2 protein-coding genes are annotated in these 1,734 nt (G+C 66.8%); both read left to right on the top strand.

Annotation, left to right across the window (positions count from 1 at the left end):
- A partial coding sequence (locus tag AYR66_RS11980; RefSeq protein ID WP_337366949.1) for a Pls/PosA family non-ribosomal peptide synthetase occupies nucleotides 1-1,528 on the top strand: 1,528 nt, incomplete at its 5' end.
- The coding region (locus AYR66_RS28345; RefSeq protein ID WP_206047151.1) for a hypothetical protein at nucleotides 1,525-1,734 on the top strand (210 nt) is incomplete at its 3' end. The genes AYR66_RS11980 and AYR66_RS28345, both read left to right, overlap by 4 nt.

The raw sequence follows: 1,734 nt of genomic DNA, 5'->3' as shown, positions 1-1,734 counted from the left end.
GGCGGTGCCGGCCGGCCGTCTCTGGCGCGGCTCTCCGGCGCAGGATGCCGGCGCCTTCGACCCGGCGTCGAACCCGCCACGTCCGCCGGTCACCCGCCTGCGCCACTTCGGCGAAGCAGTCTTCTTCCTGGTTGGCGCATTGCTCATCGCGACGGTGTTCTTCCTGCCGGTCTTCCCCAGCTTCATGCTGATCGACTGGTTCGACACCGCCGACCATTTCCGATGGCTGCAAGGCAATGCCATTCCAATGCAACTGGTGCGCTACTTCGTGCTCGCCTTCCCGGCGACCGCGGTGCTGATCGTCCTCACTGCGCTGCTGTCGGCGCTGATCCGCTGGAGCGTGCTGCCGCGCCTGAAGCCGGGCAGCTGGCCGGTGCACAGCAACCTGTACTGCGCGAAATGGCTGGTCAACCAGATCCAGGAATCCAGCCTGAACGTGCTGCACGGCGTCTACGCAACCGTCTTCGCGCCGTCGTGGTACCGCCTGCTTGGCGCGCGCGTCGGCCGCGATGCGGAAATCTCTACCGCGCTCGGGCTGGTGCCGGACATGCTCACCCTCGGCGACGAAACCTTCGTTGCGGATGCGGTCATGCTCGGCGACGAAAAGATCGACGGCGGCTGGATGACCATGAAGCCCACCGTCGTGTCGCGCCGCAGTTTCATCGGCAACGGCTCCTACATCCCCGACGGAACGGTACTGCCGGAGAATGTGCTGATCGGCGTGCATTCCACGGTGCCGGACAATGCGGCCATCCGCAACGGCGACACCTGGCTCGGCTCGCCGCCGATCAACCTGCCGGCGCGCGAAGAAACCGCCGGCTTCCCGGAAAAGCTGACCTTCCGCCCGTCGCCACTGCGCCGCCTCGCACGCGGCCTGGTCGAAGCCTTCCGCATCATCGCGCCGCATGCGATCGTGATCTCGGTCGGCTACACCATCGTACTCGATGTGATGCCCATCGCCGGCGCCGGCAACTGGGGTGAAGTGGTCGTTGAACTCGCGCTTGCCGGACTGGCGTACGGCATCGGCACCTTCCTGTTCGTCGTCTTGCTGAAGTGGATGCTGCTGTTCCGCTACGGACGCCGCAGTGCGCCGATGTGGACGCCGTTCGTGTGGCTGTCCGAGGCGATGACCAATATGTACGAAGGCATCGCCGTGCCGAACTTCATGCGCTACCTGCGCGGCACGCCGTGGTTGCCGGCGGCGCTGAACCTGCTCGGCTGCCGCATCGGCCGCGGCGTCTACCTCGACACCACCGACATGACGGAATTCGATTGCGTGAAGATCGGCGACTACAGCGAACTGAACGCGCTGACCTGCCCGCAGACCCACCTGTTTGAAGACCGCGTGATGAAGATCGACCAGGTCGACATCGGCAGCCGCGTCTACATGGCGCCGCGCAGCGCGGTGCTGTACAGCGCGGTGGTGGAAGACAATGCCCGCCTCGGCCCGCTCACGCTGGTGATGAAGGGCGAGCAGATCCCCGCCGGTTCGAGCTGGCGCGGCTGCCCGGCGGCGCCGGCGCGGTGAACACTGAGGTGCTGGCCTGGCCGTCGGACGCGCAGCGCGTGTCCGGCTGCTGGGCTGCGAATGGCTTGGTGGTCATCGGTATCGAGACGCCCATGACCGCGATCCGCGATGCGGCGCGTGCCGGTATTCGCAATGCATTGCGCGAGGCGCTCGGCCTGCTGCTCGGATGTGCGCCGGACGCCGTGCCGCTGGTGTCGTCGCCCGGC

Origin of the sequence: Noviherbaspirillum denitrificans (assembly GCF_002211445.1) — a bacterium.
In the GTDB taxonomy this organism is placed as follows: Bacteria; Pseudomonadota; Gammaproteobacteria; order Burkholderiales; family Burkholderiaceae_D; genus Noviherbaspirillum; species Noviherbaspirillum denitrificans.
This window is presented reverse-complemented; position numbering and strand designations above follow the sequence as displayed.